Source organism: Erysipelatoclostridium sp. AM42-17 (assembly GCF_003480255.1).
Classification (GTDB): domain Bacteria; phylum Bacillota_I; class Bacilli_A; order Erysipelotrichales; family Coprobacillaceae; genus Faecalibacillus.
Map to the genome: position 1 here is coordinate 1 of NZ_QUIN01000029.1, position 20,701 is coordinate 20,701.

Sequence of the window (20,701 nt, forward strand, 5' to 3'; positions counted from 1 at the left end):
ATATTCTAACAAATTTTAAAAAGACTGTCGATAGTCAATTTGTCAACAGTCTGGACACCTGTGTATACCACAGGTGTTTTTTATTTAAACAAATGTTCTTCAATAAAAGATTTAATTTCCTTTTCATCTGTTAAAACATCACAAAATGGTTTTCTTAAATCTAATCGTTGATTATCAACCGTCCTTAAATCACTTAACTGTATTCTACTATTTGATATTTGTTTCCCCATTTTTATTTTAATATCCATCTCATATTCAGGATTACATGCTGTTCCTTTTAAAGAAGTACAAGGCACAACAAGCATTTTATAACCCATATCCTTTAAAATATAACACCAGTGCCCATCCATTAACTCTTTAGGAAAGCCTCTACCAATATTAAAATATGCTAGTTGATGTACCTTAGGTCGATGTGCAATTCGATAATATGTATTATCACTATCACCTCCACCATCTTTAACAAGATGACAATAAAAATATTCTAATTGGCTTGTAAGATGCAATAATGAATGGGAATACTTTTCAACATCATAAATTCCAGTTTTTTCTAAATTCTCCAACGACTTACTAATTTCTCTTAAATTACTTTTTACTGACATATTCATCCCTCCACTATTTATATATGGAATTATTTTTAAAATTTCTTTTTTTATTATGAAATAAATTACATTTTTTATTCATAATTAAGATTTTTCTTGAACAAAATACATATCTTATATATAATAGCGTTGTTATTTTAAGAGATATGTTAATCAATTAAGCGCCAGGACTATCAATGATAGTTGACGAGGGCTAGACTTATCGAAAGATTCGGCGGATGGTCTAGAGGTATGATACTACCTGAACAATGAACAAAAATAACAAGTGATTGTTAAACAAATTCATTCGGTATCCTCTTATAAATAACATCATATTTTATATTATAGGAGGAAAATTGAATATGTGTGGGATAACTGCATTCAGCGGTAGAAAAGAAGCTTTACCTTTTTTATTACAAGGATTAGAAAAGCTTGAATACCGTGGTTATGATTCTGCTGGTATTACAACAGTTGAATCTTTTGGTTTATTTACAAAAAAAGCAAAAGGAAGATTACAAAATCTTAAATATTTGCTTAGCGAAGAAGAAGTGAAAGGACATGTAGGGATTGGACATACACGTTGGGCTACTCATGGAATTCCATCCAATTTGAATTCACACCCTCATACAAATAACGACAATACAATTTCACTTGTTCATAATGGAATTATTGAAAATTATCGTGAACTTAAAGAAGAATTACTAAAAAAAGGTTATCAGTTTCATTCAGAAACCGATAGTGAAGTTGTTGTTCATTTATTAGATTTATACTACAAACAAACAAATGACTTATTTACAGCATTAAAAAAAGTAATTAATAAAATAGACGGAAGCTATGCATTGTGTATTGTTTCAACAATCGATCCAGATAAAGTTTATATTACAAAAAAAGATAGTCCTTTAGTTATAGGTAAAACTCAAGACGCAAGCGTTGCTGCAAGTGATATACCAGCTATTTTAGACTATACCAAAGATGTTTACTTTTTAAACGATTATGAAATTGCTATTTTAGATAAAGAAAATATTTCTTTTTTCAACCAAGAAGGAAATCCAATAGAAAAAGAAATGACAACAATTCCTTATGATAATGAAGCAGCTCAAAAAGCAGGTTTTTCAACTTTTATGTTAAAGGAAATTTTTGAACAGCCTCATGCTATCCAAGAAACACTAAGAGGTCGTGTTGAAGGATTAGATCGTATTGTTTTACCAGAATTAGATGATATGAAAGATCAATTCCAAAACTTCAACAAAGCTTATTTTATTGCATGTGGAACTGCTTATCATGCTTGTCTTGTAGGCTCTCATATTTTAGAAAGACTAACTGGTATTCCTACATTTACTCAAGCAGCAAGCGAATTTAGATATTGTGATCCTATTGTTGATGAAAAAACACTTTGTATCTTTGTTTCTCAATCAGGAGAAACAGCCGATACATTAGCTGCCCTTCGTTTAGCTAAAGAAAAACAATGTGCTACAATTGCTGTCGCTAATGTATTAGGTTCTACAATTTCTCGTGAAGCTGCTCATACGATTTATACATGTGCTGGACCAGAAATTGCTGTAGCAAGTACTAAAGCTTACACAACACAACTTATCGTCCTTATTTTACTTGCAATGTATGTTTCTCAATCATTAGGTCATCAAAGTGATGAATATAAAAAATTGATTGAAGGTATTGCTTCATTGCCTCAATATATTGAAAACATTTTAAAAGATACACAAACATTTGAAAATTACGCAACCTATTTAAAAGATCAACATGATGCTTATTTTATTGGACGTGGGCTTGATTATGCTTCTGTTTTAGAAGGAGCATTAAAATTAAAAGAAGTCTCTTATGTGCACGCTGACGCCTATATGGCCGGCGAATTAAAGCATGGACCTATTGCTTTAATAGAAGAAGGTAGCATTATTATTGCAGCAGCTACCCAACCAACAATAGCTGCAAAAACAATTTCAAATATTCAAGAAACAATTGCTCGTGGAGCAAAAGTTATCTTATTTACAACTCAAGGACAAGAATTAAAGAATGTCTGTGAAACATATATATTGCCTGATGTTCATCCAATTCTTCAAGCTATCATTGTTGCTATACCTTTACAATTAATTGCTTATTATACAGCTAATCTAAAAGGGTGCGACGTTGATAAACCTCGTAACCTTGCTAAATCAGTTACAGTTGAATAATATAAAGACCTCTGGTGTATTCCAGAGGTCCTTTTGTTTATGCTATTTTCTTAATTAAAAAGCTGTCTTACGACAGCTATGATTAATTATCTTCTTAATCCTAATTTAGCAACTAATGAAGAATATCTTTCAAGATCTTTATTTTTTAAGTATTTTAATAAATCTCTTCTACGTCCAATTTTCTTTAATAAACCTCTGTTAGAATGTTTATCTTTAGGATGTTGTTTGAAGTGTTCATTTAATTTGTTGATATCAGCAGTTAAAACAGCGATTTGTACTTCTGGAGATCCTGTATCTCCTTCTTTAGTAGCATATTCAGTCATGATTGCTTGTTTTTCTTGTTTAGTTAACATTTTATTATCCTCCTGTTATTTTACTTAGCTTACCCCAAGGTATACGTCGAGTACTCGCATATCCTAGTTGTAGCCGACTTTGACATTATATCAAATATAATGAATTTGTCAATTCTTTTTGTCGCTATGAATTCAAATTCATATTTTCGATTGGTTCCCCAGCCAATCTATACATATTTATTAATTTCCCCCTTTTAAATTTATACGTTCAAGATAATTAATACATGATAACTTATATCACAAAAACAGCAATCAAACAAACAATCATCATGAAAAACACCTATTTTGCACAATCAACCATTTTTATTTAATCTATCTATTTTTATCATACTCAAAACAATCATAACTATTGGTAGAATTAACAACCCTTTAATCCCACCTAAATTCATTAACAAAAACATAATAACAAATACAATACTAGGTTTTATTCCTGTGATATTTCCTAATAATTTAGGTTCCATAATATTCTTCATGATGATGACTATTACATACGTAATAATTAAAAAAATTCCTTTTTTTATTTCATGAGTAATAAAACATATAGCAATCCAAGGAAGCATAATCATATCAATACCCAGAATTGGTAAAAAATCGAATTGAGAAATAAAAAATGAAATCAAAAATACATGATTCTTCAAAACTAGAGATAAACAACAAATCAAAATAAAAAAAGTAAAAACAAAAATTATGACATATGTTTTAATCATCGCATAGATGACCTGTTTTCCTATCCGAATAAAATGAATTATCTTACAATGATATGGTAATATTAACATCCATTTTTTTATATAAGAGAAATCAATCATAAACAATATTGAAAATAAAAATGAAAAAAATATTTTAACAAGTACTGTTGTCAAATCTAAAGCAAAATTCATTACCTGGTAAACAAGTTGAGAAAGAATATTTTCAAAAAAATGACGCGTATAATTATAAATTAATGTAAAAAAAGAAAGCCACTCTTTTTTTATAACTATCGTTTGATATAAAGAATCTATAACGGATGGCATACAACTTAGTATGCGTAATGATACAATAACAAAAACAATAAAAAACAAAATAACTAACATATAAGTAAAAATAACTATTATGATGGCTATTATGTTGCTTACAAACTTACTTTTGATTGAATAATACTGACATATTCTTGTTACTAATGGTTTTAACAAATAAGCTACAACCGCTCCAATAAGCAAGACTAATGCGTACTTAAATAATAGATAAATAACACCTAATGTAAGTAAAAATTTAATGAAATAATAAATAAAATGGATAACATCATCTTTTTTATCCATTTCATATCACCCATTCATTATATGCAAAATAAAAAAAAAGATAACTTGTTAAACAAGTTATCCTTTTAAACAATTATTCTTCTTCTAATTTCTTTAATTCTTTATCACCAGTAATATATTTTAAGATTGCTTCAGCAGCTTCTTTTGGTCCATTATGTTCATTACCTTTAATTCCTAAACGAGTACGTAATTGACCAACTTTAACGCCTTGTTTAAACATACGTTTAAAGTAATCTTGTAAGATAATTTCAGTTTGTTCTTGTCTTTGTACTGGTCCAAATGGATTTGCAAAATAACTTCCAACTAAACCATATTCAGTTGTTGTTCCTTTTGCCATACGATTACCAGCTCTAAATACCTCTAGAGCTTCTTTTTCATTATTGAAGAAGTGTAAAGCATCGCCACCTTCTTCATAATTGTTAGCATATAAGAACATGTCTACATCATGTTTAGCTACAACATCACGATAATCAGTAATAGGAATAACAATACGTGCATTTACTTTATCTGGATTCATAAATACTGAACGGTCTAATTCTTTAAAACTATATCCTGCATCTAAATCATCCAAACGAACAAAGGCACCAATTTCTGTACCAGATGTTTTAACTACACCTTTATCATCTAATGATAATACTCCCATATCATCATATACAGTAATTAAATCACGAATGTAGGCTGCACCAAACACTTTAATTTGTTCAATTGTTTCAGATTTACCAGCACCACTATCCCCCATAACAACAATATTTTTTACACTACCATCATGTAATGTAATCTTTACCATTGCTCCGTGGATTGGTAATTGTTTTTGATTGATTTTTCTAACATTATGTAATGTTAACATCATTTTCTTCATATATCCAAAATAATCAAAATCATCACATGCAGAAAGTAAAGCAACCATCATATCATTTTCATCATCTTGATAGAATGATTGATGTTTTTTACCATCTTCGTATCCATATACATAAATCATATCTGGTTTACGATTACGATATTCTTCTTCTGTCGCTAATTCAAATAAGTTACATAATGTAACTCCTTGAGCCATAAACGCAGTATTAAAGTATACAAAGCATAATAAATCGCCAACTTTAGCAGGATAACAGAACCATTGATCTGCATCAAATTTTAAATCCTCAATTGGATTTCTCTTTGTTTCAGGGAAAACACCATCACGTTTATTACGTTTAGAATATGTAATAAATGGTGGATGAATAATGACCGTTTCAATAAATGGAATATCATCTAGATTACGATATTCATATGGTAAAAATGAACGCATATTTGTTACACGTAAACCAGCATTAACCCCCGCAGTGATTTGACGTAAAACATGTTCTTTATAACCAATACATTTTTCTCTAATTGAACGATATACTGATAATACAAGTTCTTCAAATTTTACTTGTGCATCAGCAAATTGAACATTTTGATATCCTTTACTTGATTTTTCATTATATACGATACTATAACGTTGTAAACGACGCCAGAATAAATAAATATCTTCAACTACTTTTGCAAATTCATCAGTATTTCTAAAGTATGGAGCAAATTCAGGATAAGTTTTTGATAACTCATCACATCCCATAACTAATAATAATTTAAATACAGTTCTTAAATCATTAACAATTTCAATGCTTTCTTTCTTTACTTCACTTAAATAAGCATATGTTGTTGTTTCTTTTCTTTTAATATCATGAATATATCCCTTTAAAACACGCGCAAACGATTCACTTTCAATCAATTCACAACGTGATTGACAATATTCTTCTGAAAAATTAAGAATTGCATTACCTCTTGTAATTTTAAATTTGTAAGCCATCTTACCACCCTTTCTATATCTCTCAACAAGTAAAACTTCCCCCACCCATTGATTAAAAAATAGTTTACCACAATTTTGTATACAATCAAATAAAATAATAATTTTTTTACAAAAAAGTTCCGTTTTCTTAAAAAAACGGAACCTTAAAAAACACTTTTCCAATAACATCTTTTTTAAAACTAAAACATCCTAGTCTTCTTGAATCGAGAGATACATTTCGATTATCTCCCATTACAAATATTTGTCCTTTTGGTACATCAATAGATAAATCATCACAATTAACCATCGCTTCTTTAATATAATTTTCTTTTAATAATTGACCATTTCGATAAACTTGATCATCTTTAATTTCTATATGATCACCACCTAATGCAATGACTCTTTTAATAATAAAAGTTTCATCACCACTATTTTGATAATCAACAACAACAATATCATTATAATGAGGTGAAGATTTTTTATAAAAAACCTTATCTACAAGAACAATATTCCCTTCATGATAAGTATTTTCCATTGATGTCCCATATATTTTAGAAACTTGTACAAACTGTAAAATTAAAACTGTCACTATCACAGTAACAACAACAACTCTAACAAGTTCTAAAAAGCCTTTTAAAATATCATCTTTTTCATTCACATTCATCACCTGTGGGTATTATATCATTTAATGACCATCATTCAAATGATTTCTCAGTTTCATAATGATTTTTTTTTCTAATCTTGAAACCTGAACTTGAGAAATATGCAATCTCTGTGCAACTTTTTCTTGATTATATTCTAGTTTATAACGCATCAATAAAATAAGTTTTTCCTTTTCATCTAGCTTCTCTATTTCTAACTTTAAAGCCATTTTTTCAAACCACATATGATGATGCTTATCTTCAATTCTTTCTTCCATTGATATTGATGAACCATCTCTTTCATATATTGGTTCTGATAATGATGTAGGATAATAAGATGCATCAATAGCTTCAACAACACTTTGTTCATCAACATCTAACTTTAATGCAATATCTCTAATTGTTGGCTGTCTATCTAATTGCTTTGTTAATTCTTCACGTGCCTTATTGATTTTTAAGTTTAATTCTTTTAATGAACGTGATACTTTAATAGACCCATCATCTCTAAAATATCTTTTAATTTCCCCCATAATAATGGGTACTGCATAAGTGGAAAATTGTACACCATAATGACTATCAAAATGATTAATAGCCTTCATTAAACCAATACACCCTATTTGAAACAAGTCCTCTTTATCGTAATATGTGTTTTTAAATCGATGAACAATTGACCATACAAGACCTAAATTTTGACTAACAACTTGTTCTTTTGCTCTTTCATCCCCTTGTTGAGCAAGATTAATTAAATCAATCGTGTTTTGTTTCATCATATTGTTGTAATGACTTAACCATAATTAATTTTGTTCCTAAATCTAAAGTTGAAATAATTTCTAAACGATCACTCAATGCTTCAATAATCGTCAATCCCATCCCCGCATGTTCTAATTCTTTTTTAGAAGTAAACATCGGTTTTTTAGCCTCCTCAATATTTTTTATTCCTTTACCAAAATCTTGAACTATCATTTTAATTGTTTGTTGATTTTCAATCATAACACTTAATAAGACTTTACTTACACCGTCATTGTTATAACCATGGATAATCGCATTACTCACCGCTTCACCAATAATTGTTTTGATTTCTACTACATCATCAATACAAGGATTTAAAGGAGTCAAAAATGAAGCAACACATGTCCTTGCAAAAGACTCATTTTCAATTTTCGCAGTAAATGACAAGTCCATTTCATTTTTCATAGTTTAACCTCCTGTAAATAATCCATTAATTCAAACAATCCTGATAATTCAAATACTTTATAAGCCGTTTTAGACAATGCACATAGACTTAACTTTCTTTGTTGCATTTCTAAACTTTGAAAACGTCCTAATACTAGACCAATACCAGCACTATCTATAAAAGTTGTATTTTTGAAATCAAAAATAACATCACCATCATCCAATAAAAAAATAGTTTGAATCTTACTACGATAATACCCCACATGATTAATATCTACTTCACCAAAAAAATGGATAACTGTTTGGTGCTGTACAATCTCATATGTGATCTTATTTTCCATCCTTTCATCTCCTTTTTTTGTATCATATACTTTTATTTTTTTAAAAGAAATAGATTCGACAAAACTAGAATTAATAAAACAAAAGAGTCTAAATTAATCTTTTATAGATTTCATAGACTCTTTGAAAATAGTTCTGTTTTATAATTGTTTGTTTGCTATATAAAGGATAATCTGCTAAAACTTGAGAACCCTTTTTTATTTCAAGCTTTCCAATAACTTGTCCTTTTCTAATAGGTAATGTTAAATCATAATATTTCTTTTGACATGTTACTTTTTGATGATCTGATTTCATTTTCAAATATGAGATATTATCTTTGACAATGACATCAATTTGACCATGCATATAGTGATTTATTTTTTTTTGAGCAATTACAGTTTCTTTTTTAATGAGTTGTTTCCTTTGATAATGACTATAACCATAATTCAACATTTTACACATATCTTCATTTCTTTGTTTGGGTAATGCTTCATTCATTAAAACACCTAACAATCGCATATTATTTTTTTTACAAGTTGTCACAATGCAATATCCCGCTTCTTTAGTATAGCCTGTCTTTAAACCATCAACGCCAGGATATTGTTTTAATAATTTATTTGTATTGACAAGCCAAAATTTTTTATTTGTTTTTTCACGGATATATGAATCATATAGTGATGTCACGGCAAATAACCTTTTACCGCCTATTTTAATTAAATAAGCTCCCATTGTGGCTAAATCTTTAGCACATGTATAATGACTAGGATCATGTAATCCTGTTGCATTAACAAAATGCGTATTGACCAGTTGAAGTTCTTTAGCTTTTTTGTTCATCATTTCAACAAAATGTTCATGACTACCACCAATGGCTTCACCAACTACAACACAAGCATCATTAGCACTTGCAATGGCTATGCTTTTAAATAAATCTTTGACACTCATTGTTTCATTAGGCTCTAGATAAACTTGACTCCCTCCCATGCTAGAAGCATATTCACTACAAGTTAATACATCATTCCATTTTAAGGTATGCTGATCAATTGCTTCAAACAATAAAATCATCGTCATAATCTTTGTTGTTGATGCGGGATATAATTTTTTTGTTTCATTTTTTTGATAAAGAACTTGTTGACTTTCACAGTCAATTAAAATAGCACTTGATGCATCTTCTATCAAAGAGAGTGCTTCTATTTTTTGTACATGACATATCATCATAAAAGATACAACCAAACTACAGAATATCTTTTTAAACATCTTTTATCGCCTCAATATACTGTATGTTTAATTTTAACTTTCATGATAAAAAAAGAACCCGCAGGTTCTTATAAATCACATATTCCTTTACCTTCACCATATACTGAATACCAGTCAGCGTTAAAATCATTCACTGCTTTTTCAATACTTGGATTAGCAAAAATGGCTTTTAATACATCTACCGGTGCTGTAATAGCTTGACTTCCATAGTTAAACGCATCTCTAACTTGTTGAACTCCTTTAAAGCTAGCAGCAAGAATTTTGCAATCATAACCATCTTGAACAATACGATTAGATAATTCATTAATAAGTTCCATTGGATCATTTCCTAAGTTTCCAATACGATTAACATATGGAGCAATATAATCAGCACCTGCTGCTAAAGCCATATAAGCTTGCATTAAATCATAAACAGCTGTTGCTGTTACATTAACACCTTGTGATTTTAAAATTTTAATAGCTTTAACTCCTTCATATGAAACAGGAACTTTAATATAAACTTGATCATCAATTTCATCTAAAATACGATGTGCTTCTTTAACAATCGTATCACAATCTTTTGAAATGACTTGAATATGTAAGCTTCTTTCTTTACCAATAATTTTTCTCACTTCTTTCATATGAGCAAAGAAATCTTGAGGGCTTGTCTTTTTAACAATTGAAGGATTACTTGTTACTCCTACAATTGGCATATGTTCTACTGCATCCTTAATTTCTTCTAAATTCACTGTATCAATAATAAATTCCATTTTCTTTTTCTCCTTATTCTATTATTAAATTTTTTAATCCTGTTTGTAAAACAACATTATAGAAATGTTGCATTTTTTCTTGAGTAAACATTTTATATTGTTTACTTACACCATATGTAAAATTATATAATTCATATTTTGATGAAGCAAGGGGGTTATAGTTTAATAACTCATATTTTACATTTGGATATAAATCAATAAGAAACTGACTTATTGATTTTATATTTTCATCAGTTGCATTCATCGAAGGAATCAAAGGCGTTCTGACTATCACTTTATCTCGATGAATGCTCCTTAAAATATAACTCAAATTATCTTTTATTCTATTAACTGAAACACCTGTATATTGTTGATGTAAATCATCATCGAAAACTTTTAAATCAGCATAAATAAGATCTAAATAAGGTAAAGCTTCCTTAATTAAGTCTAACGACGTATAAAGCGATGTTTCTAATGCAGTATGTATCTTTTCCGCTTTACATTTTTTTAATATTTCTATTAAAAACGGTCCTTGCATAAATGGTTCACCACCCGAAAAAGTGACCCCACCGCCATCTCTAAAGAAAACTTCGTCAGCTTTTATTTTTTTAAATAATTCATCTATCGTGTAATATTGACTATCATACGTTATTGCATTTGCTGGACATGCTTGAACAATTTCTTCAAAAGATTCGTGATGATTATGAATATGTATGATTCCATTTTTATTATCTATTTGTCCATGACGACTTAACTTTAAGCATTGGTAACAATGAATACATTTATTTTTAAAATAGATAGGTTCTCTTTCTATAGACAATCCTTCAGGATTTTGACACCACTTGCATCTTAAAGGACATCCTTTAAAAAAGACCGTTGTTCGAATACCAAATCCATCATGAACCGCAAAACGCTTAATATCAAAAACAAGTGCTTTAGATGTTGTCATACGTTTTCCTTTCAATTATTTCATCTTGAAGTTTACCTGCTAATTCTACAAAATAGGCAGTATATCCAGCCACTCTAATCGTAAGCGAACGATGACGTTCAGGATGAACTTTAGCGTCAAGTAAATCTTCTTTTCTTACGACATTAAATTGGATATGTGGTATTTGAAGATCAACAAATGCTCTTAATAAAATTTCAAATTTATTCATTCCAGATTCTGTTTTAAAGAATTCTGGTAAAAATTTCATATTTAATAAGCCACCATTTGTAGTAAGTGAATTATTCAAACGAGATACTGATTTCAATACAGCAGTAGGACCAGATAAATCTCTTCCATAAACAGGAGACATCCCACCATCAGCTAAAGGTGTAAGAGCATTTCTACCATCTGGAGAAGCACCTACATTTTCACCCATTGGCACATGAGCAGAAACAGTATACATTCCCGTATGATATGGTCCTCCACGATAGTTAGTATAATCTTTCATCCGTTCTCTAAAATACTCAGCCCATTTACATCCCATTTTATCTACCCATGCTACATCATTTCCATATTTAGGTACTTTATTGAGTAACATTGTTTGAATAACTTCATATCCTTTAAAATCATTTTGTAAAGCTTTTAAAAGTTCATTTTGATCAATCATTTTTTCATCGTAGACTAATTTCTTTAAAGCTGCCAACGAATCCGCCAAATTAGCAATTTGTATCATCTGGATACCAGATAAATTATATTTAGCACCACCTCGAGTTACATCTAAACCTTTTTCTAAACAGTCATCAATCACTGTTGAAAGAAAAGCTGTTGGCAAACATTCTTGATGTGCTTTTTCAACTACTTGTTCTGCCTTCATCATTTCTTCAATAAAATAATCTATTTGTTTTTTAAAAGCTCTTTCTAAGTCATGATAAGTTTGATAGGTATCTAGCCCACCTAAATCAAGACCAATTTGTTGATGAGTTAATAAACATTTACCATGATTCAATGTTAATTCTAATGCTTTATTAAAATTAAACATCGCAGCATCAGACCATCCCAAATTATTACCATGAGTTGTTAACTCAACACAACCAACAATAGCATAATTATACGCATCTTGAGGCTCAATATTTAAATCATGAATCATTGTTTGAACAATTGCTTCGTCATTAAAGAATTGTGGCATGCCACTTCCTTTAGCCACCACTTTAATTGCTTCTTGCATCAATTTATGACTTGTTCCTTTATTTAATCGTACAGATAGATTAGGCTGTGGCAAACCTAAATGATATTGTGCCTTTAAGCAAAGTAAAGATACCTCATTATAAGTACTCTTTCCATTTTGATCCAATCCACCAATAGCAATATTAAATCCAATAGGAAATCCTGCAAAATATTTAGCACTATTTTTATTTCTTAAATACACAATTTCATTAAATTTCAACCATAAACATTCAATAAGTTCTAATGCTTGTTGATCATCAATAAGCCCTGTTTCTTTATCCTTTTTATAAAATGGATAAAGATATTGATCCATTCTTCCTGGAGAAAAAGATGATGCATTGGATTCCATATGTAAAATAACAAATAAAAACCACAAAGATTGTAATGCCTGATGAAAATGATGAGGCGGATTTTTTGCTAGAAAATAACAATGATTTCTTACAACCTTTAAAGATTCTTGATTTTGTAAACTTTGTTTATCTAAAATAGAATCAATATATTGTCCATAGCGATGCATAAATGTACATGCTCCTTGTAAAACCATAATAGTACATTCATAAAATTCTCTTTGATCTTCTCGACATGTATTTAATTTTTCTTTGGCTTGATCCATTAGTCCTTGCGGACCTAATTTTAACCATAACGATGAATCAGGACAAATATGTCCTTGAGCATGATCCTTTTGATTGATCTTTACTACTTTACTCATCGCGTCAATTTCTTTACCATATCTGTTTTTTATTTTATCTTCCATTGACTTTCCTTGCCAAAATGGAAAAATATTTTCTCTAAATTCTTTAACATCTTCATCATGAATTAAAAAACGATCTTGAGGTCGAGTAGGCAAACTTTCAAATTCTTGATTAACCCACGAGCAACCACTTTCTGGAAAAACAACGCCATAACGAACCCCTTTAGTACGATTACCAACAATTAATTCTTCTGGTTCAACACCAATTTCTATTTCTTCTAAAACTGTTTTTAAAGATAAAGCTCTTTTTTTTGCAATCGATAAATCTGGGTTTTCTTTATAAACACGAGTAATAATTCTAGCTTGTTCAATAGACGCATAGCGTGGAGCATTTAACATTTTATCTTTTAATAAAGAAATACGTTTTGTTTGATACAAATGATCCATTTTCATCTCCCCTTTTTATTGTTTTTTATTATTACATCGCTATTATACGGCTATATTCAATAATTATCAATAATTATTTTATTGTTTTTTATTAAAAAAATAGAAATCAATCAATGATTTCTATGCCATATTCTCTTATTTTATTATTAATACTATCATTTAAAGTTTTTTCACATATATATCCACTAAAATCACTTAGATGTGCATAAACATAATTACCATCTAAATTAAGTTTAGCCGATTCAGCTACAACATAACATTTTTTACTTGAATTGATGACTTCTTTTTTAGTAATACCATCTTCTACATCATAGGTTGTCACTTTACCATCATGAATATTAATACCAACAGCCCCTAAAAAAGCAAGATCAAAACGATATTTTTGAATTTGTTCGATCACTAATGCGCCTAAAAAACCATCTCTTGCCCGATTAAATGAGCCACCAATAAATATTAGTTTTGCTTTACAATCACCATGGGTAAAAATTTGCATAATGTCAATCATATTTGTTACTACTGTGATATTTAAATTTTTTTGATAGATTAATTTAGCAATTTCTAAATTGACGGTAGAAATACCTAAATATATCATCGTTCCTGATTCTATTAAATCAATAGCTTTATTAGCAATTTGTTTTTTTTCAGGTAAGCGTACTGATATTCGTTCATTTACATTAAAAATATGCAAATTCTTTCTTACTTGCGTTGCGCCACCATGAATTCTTTTTAATAAACCTGCTTTTTCTAGCATCGCTAAATCTTTACGTATACAATCCTCTGTCACTTTAAAATCGTACGCCAATTCTTTTACTTTAACCTGTCCTTCTATATTTAATCTAGCAATAATTTGATCATGTCTTTCCTGTGGTAGCATTATATCATCCTTTCTATTTTTCGTTTATGAACTCATACCCTGATACTTTATCATCTATTTCTTTAGCAATTTCAATTCTTCTATCTAGATTATTTTGATAATCCAATGAAAAAATACATCCATACAAAGTATCTAGAATATATTTAATGGATTGGGTTGAAGCAAACTCACCAATCTTAGTATGTAACATTTCTCTAGATGAAATAGGTAAAGTAACTTGAGCCAACTTAGATAATTCATTGTCGGCAATTGAAGTAATAGCAATAATAGGAACTCCTTTTTGTCTTAATATTTTAGCTACTTTAATAATGAAAGAAGTTTGTCCAGAATATGAAATTAAAATGGCACAATGAGTTTGATCTGACATAATGGCTTGTCTTTGTGCTGCTCCTGTTAAATGACAAATCTTTACAGATTTATCAATGCAAAACATCTTCTCTGCAAAATCCTCTGCTTGTAACATAGCTAAAGAAACACCATATAAATCAATCGTTTTGCACTCTCTTAAATACTTCATTGCTTGATAAAGTGCATCATGACTTAATAACGATAATGTATCTTGTAATGTTTCCTGCTGTAATAAAGCTATATTTTTTGCTATTGTCATATAATCATCGCCTAACACAAAAGGAATGCTGGCATCAATATCACTCGTTGCATACATATAACTCAATTCTTTAAGATAAGCTTCTTTGAATTCATTCCATCCTGAATATCCCAATTTTTTAGCAATACGAATAAGTAGTGGTGGTGAAGTATAAGTTGCTTGAGCTATTTTAGCAACCGTCATATCTTTTATTTTATCTCCTTGATCTAAAATATATTGAACAATGACCGCTTCACTTGATGAAAAATGTGTTTTTTCTATTTTATGAATAATAAGCATATTATCATCTCACCTCTTTTATCATATTTTAAGTATACAAAAAGTTCTTCCTGAAGTCATTGCCTTTGGAAGAACTTTTGTTATTTATTTAATTCTTCATTTTTTAATTCTTTAGCCATTTCCATTTGATGTTGTTTTTCTTCTTGTAAATGTTCATACATTTGATCAGTAGTCATTTTTTCATGTGACTGACTATGATTTTCTTCTTTCCCAAATGTTTCTTCAAATTTATCTTCAGCTTCTACTGTTAATTTATCTTTTAAAACTTCTAATGATTCATGTCTCTTTTCTTCATTTTCTTTTTGTTTATTAATATCTTGAGTTAATTTTTCTTTGTCTAAAACGATATCTTTACCTTCTTCTTGATGATGAAAATCATTGTCACTTCTAAAATTCTTTTCATAAGATTCCTTTGATTCATTAATAATTTCTTCTTTTGTTTTCATATTTGATTCCTTCTTTCTTAATACATACATAAGATAATCTTAAAAACATAAGATGTAAATATAAAGGTATCATTTGTAAATGTCATTAACAAATTTAAAGTATAATCGCTCTATAATTTGTTAATGAATTAAAACAAGTTTAATAGAATCATATAGGTTAATGTAGATAATGTAATACTTAATAATGTATTTCTTTTAATGTGATATGTCATCACAACAACAATAATGGCAATAAAACTTGGTATCCCTAATGGCAAAAAAGATGTTTTCAAATCTTTTAAACAATAAATAATTAAAATAGCCATAATACTCGCCGGTAAACGTTGTCCCAATCGATCTAACCATGCTGGCATTTTTCTTTGTTCATTAAAAAACAAAAAAGGAAAAGCCCTTAAAAAGAAAGTAATGATTGTTGAAATAACAATGACTAAAAATATATATCTATCCATTTTTCGTTTCCTTTCCTTGATTTAATAATAACAACAATGAAACAATAATTAATGAAGGTAGCATAAATTGTTGACTGCTAAAAATCAATAAGCATATAAAAGCAATAATGACTCCTGATAAAGCAGGAAAGTGATCTTTTGTCTGAGTCCATTGATCCATAAAAATAATAACAAAAAGTGCTGTCATACAAAAATCAATTCCCTTTAAATCAATAGGAATCAAACTACCAGCAACACTGCCAACAATCGTTCCAAACAACCAATATATTCTTGAAAATAAAGCAACATAAAACATCACTGCATCTTTATTATCCTCGTCTAAAGTACAATTAACAGCATAAGTTTCATCCGTCAAAGTATGTATCATATACCATTTTTTTATGCCCATCTTCTTAAAATCATGAATAAACGTTAAACTATAAAATGTTTGACGACTATTCATCAATAATGCAGTAATAGCCAACGTAAGCAAGGAAACATGACTTGTTAAAAAGGGAATCAGAACAAATTGAAAAGCACCTGTATATACAAAAAAACTAATAAAAAAGGCAACATACCAAGCAAATCCAGCTTTTTTCATCATTAATCCATAAGCAAAAGCAATAAACAGATAACTACACATAATAGGAATTGATTTTTTAAAAGCAGTTTTTATAATTTTTTTATCTAACATCTTTATTATCCTCTAATATACTTTGAATTTTATAGGCTAATGCTTTTCCTAATAAACGATGTCCTTGTTCATTTAAATGTTCATAATCATCATCTCCTGCATTAGCAAAATCACTTGCAGCTAAAAAATCTATATCCCATTTATAAGCAATATTTTGATAGGCCTTTTTTAATTGATAAGACAATCTTATAGAATGTTGATCAAAAGCTAAATCATGAAGATAGACGTCATCACCTAGTGTAATTGGTGAAACAAGGAGAATCTTAACAGTATTAGAAAAGTCTCTTATTTGTTTTAATAAAACTTCAATTCCTTGACTAATTGTATCTTGATTAGTTTGAAAACATTTCTTACAATCATTTGTTCCTAACATAATAACAACTAAATCTAAAGGTGCATGCGATTCTAATAAAACCGGTAAAACAGCACTTCCTGCTCTTGTTATTCGATTTTCCTCATTAAACACAGTTGTTCTTCCACACAATCCCTCTTCAATCACTTGCGTTTTTTTGTTTAATCCATATTGGTGTAATAATGTTGTCCAACGTATCCCACTTGGATAACGAGACTGTTTAATAGGATTATATCCCCATGTATTTGAGTCTCCAAAACATAAGATTCTTTTCATTTATTGCACTCCCTCTCAATTTTTTCTTATTTTACCCTATTTCATATAGAATTACTAGGTTTATTTTACATAAAAATAAAAAATTCAAGACGAGATATCTTGAATTCTAATCATAATCTTCTAAAAAACTGTGATATTGACCTTTGACTTTAGTTCCAAGCACACAATTTAAATTAACATTATTTAATGCAGTAAAAATATTCTGATCAATATTAGGATTTATTTTTTTCATATTTTTTATAAGTTCTTTCATTTCTTTTCGTTTACTTGTACCATCATTTATTAAAGAACATCCTTCACTAAAACGACATGCACAATTAATAAATGTTAAGTCGTTATATTTACGCCAAGAAATAATAGATTCTTCTTTAACTAAATAAAGTGGTCTAATTAAATCAATACCTTCAAAATGATCACTATGTAATTTAGGCATCATTGTTTTAATTTCAGAACCATAAAACATCGATAGCAATGTTGTTTCAATAACATCATCAAAATGATGACCTAAAGCAATTTTATTACATCCTAGTTCTTGTGCCTTACTATATAAATATCCTCTTCTCATTTTTGCGCATAAATAACAAGGACTCTTGTCAACTGAAGCAACAACATCAAAAATATCACTTTCAAATATTTCAATAGGCACATGAAGTAGTTCTGCATTATCTTCAATAAAATCTCGATTATACTCATTATATCCTGGATCCATAACAACATAATGAGCCTCAAAAGGAACACGTCCATGACGTTGTAATTCTTGAATACACTTTGCCATTAAAAATGAATCTTTTCCCCCGCTAATGCAAACCATAATTTTATCATTTTCTTGAATCAATTCATAATTTTTAATCGCTTTAATAAATTTAGACCATATTTCTTTACGATATGTTTTAATGATTGTTCTTTCTATTTCTTCATATTTTTCCATATTATAAACACTCCTTGTAGCATTGATCAAAAATTGTTAAAAACTCTTTTATTTCATCTTCACTCGTTAAATGTGAAAGACTTATTCTAAATGAAGATAAAGATCGTTTACGATCCTGAGTTAAAGCATACACCATTTTAGATGGTGTTTGGGTAGGACAACAAGATGTTTTTGAAGATAAGTATACCTGATGTTGATCTAACATCCTAACAAAATCTGTCGCTTTGATATTCATCAAAGATATATTTAAAACATGATCAATAGAGTAATCTGTACTATTAATCATCACTTCTTTGTATTGACTAAGTTGTGTCCTTAATAATTGATTTAATTTTCTTACATGTTTTACTCTTTCATCTTGATTGATTAACGCTATTTCCAGTGCCTTATTAATAGAAAGAATAGCACATAAATCTGGTGTCCCACTTCTAAATGTCGTTGTGGATTTACCTCCATCTATTTGACTTTTTAACCCTACTCTTTTTTTCTTAATCAATAATCCTGTAGACAATAATCCATAAAACTTATGAGGCGCAATTGTTACTAAATCAACATTGCTAAAATCAATACTTACTTTACCTATAGCTTGCGAAGCATCACAATGAAAAAAACAATACGGATAATTTTTTAAAATGGCAGCAATTTCTTCAATAGGCTGTCTAATTCCTAATTCACTATCTACTCCACACACACTAACCAAAATAGTATCTTTACGAATCAACGAAACTAATCGCTCTAAATCAACTCTCCCATCTTTATTGATAGGAATAATTTCAACCTCAAATCCATATTCTTGCATTTTAGTAGCACTTGATAAAATAGAATTATGTTCAAGTGCAGAAATCAAAATATGTTTACCACGATGTTTATATCTTTCTAAAGTTCCTTTTATCGCCAAATTATTTGCTTCACTTGCTCCCGAAGTATAAATAATTTCTTCTGGCAAAACATTAAGTTTTTTTGCTATTTCTTTCGTTGTTTGATCAATCTTTTCTTGAGCTTGTAAGCCTAATGTATGCATTGCATTAGGATTAGCAAAATATTTTAAAGACGCTTGATAATAGACATCCAAAACTTCCTTTTCAACCGGACAATGAGCCGCATAATCTAAATATATCATTTATTTGACCTCTCTTTTCCTACTCATATTATAGGCTTTATCTTATAATGTCAAATAAAAAAAGGACTTAAAAAGTCCTATCTAAATCCATATTGTACATGTGGTACGTAAGGTTCTTCTAAATACTTAATTTCTTCTGGAGTTAATACGATATCCATAGCTTCTATTGCTTCATCCAAATATTTTGTCTTAGAGCCACCAACTAAAGGTGAAGTAATATAAGGTTTAGAATAAAGCCAAGCTAATGCTATTTGACTCGCTGATTTATGATGTTTTTTTGCTATTTCGTAAGTTCTTTTAATAATTTCTTGATCATGTTCTAAGATATAATCATTTTGTAATTTTCCACAGTTGTCTACTCTTTTAGCATTATAAGGTTTATTGAAAACACCGTGAGCAAGTGGAGAAAATGGTGTAAGCGCAATTTGATTATATTGACACATTGGGATCATTTCTTTTTCTTCTTCACGATATACAAGGTTAATCATATTTTGCATAGATACAAATTGTGCCCATCCATGAGCTTTTGCAATAGCATTGGCTTTTTCAAATTGCCATGCATACATCGCACTTGCACCAATATAGCGTACTTTTCCCATTCTTACCAAATCATTAAGTGCTTCCATAGTTTCTTCTATTGGTGTTGTATAATCAAAACGATGAATAATGTATAAATCTATGTAATCTGTTTGTAATCTTTTTAACGAATTCTCAACTTCTGCAAAAATTGCTTTTCTTGATAATCCCTTGGCATTAGCACCACCATGCATTGGGTAATAGAGTTTTGTTGCAATGACAACATCATCACGATTTGCATACTTCTTCAAAGCTTTTCCTAATATTTCTTCGCCTTCTCCTAAAGCATAATAATTTGCAGTATCAAAGAAGTTAATTCCTAAATCAAGGGCATGTTTAATAATTTCAATAGCGTGTTCTTCATCCACTTTACCAGGGATTCCGCCTCTTTGGCTGGTACCAAAAGACATCGTTCCTAAACAAACTTTTGACACCTTTAATCCTGTTCTACCTAAATTAACATATTCCATTCTATCTCCTCCTCGTCTATTATTGTAT

General features: G+C 29.3%; 22 protein-coding genes. 1 reads left to right on the plus strand and 21 read right to left on the minus strand.

The features are described from left to right. Positions 1 to 80: 80 nt before the first annotated feature. Positions 81 to 599, minus strand: a complete 519-nt coding sequence (locus tag DW911_RS09805) for a hypothetical protein (protein WP_118432476.1) — start codon at positions 597 to 599, stop codon at positions 81 to 83. A gap of 341 nt (positions 600 to 940) precedes the next feature. Between DW911_RS09805 and glmS the strand changes: the two genes are divergently transcribed. Beyond that, a complete protein-coding gene (glmS, locus tag DW911_RS09810; protein ID WP_118432474.1) occupies positions 941 to 2,764 on the plus strand; it encodes a glutamine--fructose-6-phosphate transaminase (isomerizing) in 1,824 nt (607 codons plus the stop codon). Positions 2,765 to 2,850: 86 nt separating this feature from the next. On the opposite strand, the gene rpsO is transcribed toward glmS, so the two are convergent. The 20 genes from rpsO to DW911_RS09910 all read right to left on the minus strand — a co-directional run bounded on the left by rpsO (position 2,851) and on the right by DW911_RS09910 (position 20,673). After that, the gene (gene rpsO, locus DW911_RS09815; protein WP_118432473.1) at positions 2,851 to 3,117 is read right to left on the minus strand and encodes a 30S ribosomal protein S15; all 267 of its coding nucleotides are present in this window, start codon (positions 3,115 to 3,117) and stop codon (positions 2,851 to 2,853) included. Positions 3,118 to 3,410: 293 nt separating this feature from the next. Next, on the minus strand, positions 3,411 to 4,412 hold the full coding sequence (locus DW911_RS09820; RefSeq protein ID WP_118432471.1) for an AI-2E family transporter: 1,002 nt from the start codon (positions 4,410 to 4,412) through the stop codon (positions 3,411 to 3,413). Positions 4,413 to 4,485: 73 nt separating this feature from the next. Further along, positions 4,486 to 6,240: a phosphoenolpyruvate carboxykinase gene (locus tag DW911_RS09825; protein ID WP_118432484.1), complete on the minus strand. Its 1,755-nt coding sequence runs from the start codon at positions 6,238 to 6,240 to the stop codon at positions 4,486 to 4,488. A gap of 127 nt (positions 6,241 to 6,367) precedes the next feature. Further along, complete coding sequence (gene lepB / locus DW911_RS09830; protein WP_233541836.1) at positions 6,368 to 6,877, minus strand: signal peptidase I; 510 nt, start codon at positions 6,875 to 6,877, stop codon at positions 6,368 to 6,370. A gap of 27 nt (positions 6,878 to 6,904) precedes the next feature. Then, positions 6,905 to 7,630 carry a SigB/SigF/SigG family RNA polymerase sigma factor gene (locus tag DW911_RS09835; protein ID WP_118432467.1) on the minus strand — a complete coding sequence of 242 codons (726 nt, stop codon included), beginning with the start codon at positions 7,628 to 7,630 and terminating at the stop codon, positions 6,905 to 6,907. Continuing rightward, positions 7,608 to 8,054: an anti-sigma F factor gene (spoIIAB, locus tag DW911_RS09840; RefSeq protein WP_118432465.1), complete on the minus strand. Its 447-nt coding sequence runs from the start codon at positions 8,052 to 8,054 to the stop codon at positions 7,608 to 7,610. The genes DW911_RS09835 and spoIIAB overlap by 23 nt, the downstream gene beginning before the upstream one ends. Further along, positions 8,051 to 8,374, minus strand: coding sequence for an STAS domain-containing protein (locus DW911_RS09845; RefSeq protein WP_118432463.1), 324 nt, complete (start codon positions 8,372 to 8,374; stop codon positions 8,051 to 8,053). Before DW911_RS09845 ends, spoIIAB begins: the two co-directional genes overlap by 4 nt. An 88-nt stretch (positions 8,375 to 8,462) precedes the next feature. After that, complete coding sequence (locus DW911_RS09850; RefSeq protein ID WP_118607760.1) at positions 8,463 to 9,605, minus strand: D-alanyl-D-alanine carboxypeptidase family protein; 1,143 nt, start codon at positions 9,603 to 9,605, stop codon at positions 8,463 to 8,465. Between the two features lie 68 nt (positions 9,606 to 9,673). Beyond that, a complete protein-coding gene (locus tag DW911_RS09855) occupies positions 9,674 to 10,354 on the minus strand; it encodes a fructose-6-phosphate aldolase (protein ID WP_118432459.1) in 681 nt (226 codons plus the stop codon). Positions 10,355 to 10,367: 13 nt separating this feature from the next. Next, positions 10,368 to 11,282 carry a glycyl-radical enzyme activating protein gene (locus tag DW911_RS09860; RefSeq protein WP_118432457.1) on the minus strand — a complete coding sequence of 305 codons (915 nt, stop codon included), beginning with the start codon at positions 11,280 to 11,282 and terminating at the stop codon, positions 10,368 to 10,370. After that, positions 11,269 to 13,623, minus strand: coding sequence for a glycyl radical protein (locus tag DW911_RS09865; protein WP_118607761.1), 2,355 nt, complete (start codon positions 13,621 to 13,623; stop codon positions 11,269 to 11,271). Before DW911_RS09865 ends, DW911_RS09860 begins: the two co-directional genes overlap by 14 nt. Positions 13,624 to 13,729: 106 nt before the next feature. Continuing rightward, on the minus strand, positions 13,730 to 14,497 hold the full coding sequence (locus tag DW911_RS09870) for a DeoR/GlpR family DNA-binding transcription regulator (protein WP_118432453.1): 768 nt from the start codon (positions 14,495 to 14,497) through the stop codon (positions 13,730 to 13,732). A gap of 13 nt (positions 14,498 to 14,510) precedes the next feature. Further along, on the minus strand, positions 14,511 to 15,383 hold the full coding sequence (locus DW911_RS09875; protein WP_118432451.1) for a MurR/RpiR family transcriptional regulator: 873 nt from the start codon (positions 15,381 to 15,383) through the stop codon (positions 14,511 to 14,513). Between the two features lie 80 nt (positions 15,384 to 15,463). Further along, positions 15,464 to 15,829, minus strand: a complete 366-nt coding sequence (locus tag DW911_RS09880) for a hypothetical protein (RefSeq protein ID WP_118432449.1) — start codon at positions 15,827 to 15,829, stop codon at positions 15,464 to 15,466. 128 nt (positions 15,830 to 15,957) lie between these two features. Next, positions 15,958 to 16,278 (minus strand): branched-chain amino acid transporter permease, encoded by a 321-nt coding sequence (locus tag DW911_RS09885; RefSeq protein WP_199589069.1) that lies wholly within the window; start codon positions 16,276 to 16,278, stop codon positions 15,958 to 15,960. Next, a complete protein-coding gene (locus DW911_RS09890) occupies positions 16,271 to 16,951 on the minus strand; it encodes an AzlC family ABC transporter permease (RefSeq protein ID WP_118432447.1) in 681 nt (226 codons plus the stop codon). Before DW911_RS09890 ends, DW911_RS09885 begins: the two co-directional genes overlap by 8 nt. Beyond that, on the minus strand, positions 16,941 to 17,579 hold the full coding sequence (locus tag DW911_RS09895) for a GDSL-type esterase/lipase family protein (RefSeq protein WP_118432445.1): 639 nt from the start codon (positions 17,577 to 17,579) through the stop codon (positions 16,941 to 16,943). The genes DW911_RS09890 and DW911_RS09895 overlap by 11 nt, the downstream gene beginning before the upstream one ends. Positions 17,580 to 17,685: 106 nt before the next feature. Beyond that, positions 17,686 to 18,507 carry a tRNA lysidine(34) synthetase gene (locus DW911_RS09900; RefSeq protein ID WP_118432443.1) on the minus strand — a complete coding sequence of 274 codons (822 nt, stop codon included), beginning with the start codon at positions 18,505 to 18,507 and terminating at the stop codon, positions 17,686 to 17,688. A gap of 1 nt (position 18,508) precedes the next feature. After that, positions 18,509 to 19,627, minus strand: a complete 1,119-nt coding sequence (locus DW911_RS09905; RefSeq protein WP_118432441.1) for a cysteine desulfurase family protein — start codon at positions 19,625 to 19,627, stop codon at positions 18,509 to 18,511. A 77-nt stretch (positions 19,628 to 19,704) separates the two neighbouring features. Then, complete coding sequence (locus DW911_RS09910; RefSeq protein WP_118607762.1) at positions 19,705 to 20,673, minus strand: aldo/keto reductase; 969 nt, start codon at positions 20,671 to 20,673, stop codon at positions 19,705 to 19,707. Between the last annotated feature and the right edge of the window lie 28 nt (positions 20,674 to 20,701).